1 protein-coding gene and 1 pseudogene are annotated in these 717 nt (G+C 42.4%); both read right to left on the bottom strand.

Annotated features, from left to right (window positions below; translation table 11 throughout):
• A pseudogene (locus A3762_RS04160) lies at positions 1 to 126 on the bottom strand (ribose 5-phosphate isomerase A); the annotation flags it as partial.
• Positions 127 to 180: 54 nt separating this feature from the next.
• A partial coding sequence (locus tag A3762_RS04155; protein WP_156493225.1) for an EAL domain-containing protein occupies positions 181 to 717 on the bottom strand: 537 nt, incomplete at its 5' end.

The following is a 717-nucleotide window of genomic DNA, read 5'->3' as shown; positions in this document are numbered from 1 at the left end:
ATGGTCGATGAAAAAGTTCGCAGTTGAACCTGTTCCGATACCGATAATGCTATCGCTATCGAGCTTATCTTTTATGAGGTTTAATGCCTCAAGCGCGACAGCACTTTTTAATTCGTCTTGCGTCATGTCAGAGTCCAATCAATGAAATTTTGGTGAAGTATAGGGCGCATGAAAACTGAATTAAAGCAAAGCTTCTATGTCTTTTGCGGGCAAAGGCTTACTCAGTAAAAAGCCTTGCATCGCATCGCAGCCGTTATCCATCAGAAAATGCTGCTGGGCTATAGTTTCAACACCTTCTGCTACAACTTTGAGGCCGAGGCTGTGCGACAAACCAATAATGGCCTTAGTGATCGATTGATTTTTTTTGTCATCAATAATATTGCTGACAAAGCTTCGATCAATTTTCAATGCATCGAGGGGGAGTGCGCTTAAGTATGATAAAGACGAATATCCTGTACCGAAGTCGTCGACTGATACTTTAATCCCTAGATTTTGGAGTTGTGTAAATATGTCTGCACAACGCTCTGGATCCGACATAACAGCTGTTTCTGTCAGCTCTAGTTCGAGACATTGGGGAGAAATTTGACTCGTTTCGAGTGCTGATTCAAGTGAAGAAATGAATCCGTCATAGGCGAGTTGACGACTTGAAACGTTGACGCTGATGGTAACGGAAGGATCAAGTCCGCATTGCTCTTGCCAATATTTTAATTGAGCACA

Source organism: Oleiphilus sp. HI0125, from assembly GCF_001635355.1.
The sequence above is the reverse complement of the archived record's forward strand: the minus strand, read 5'-3'. Positions and strand labels throughout refer to the sequence as shown.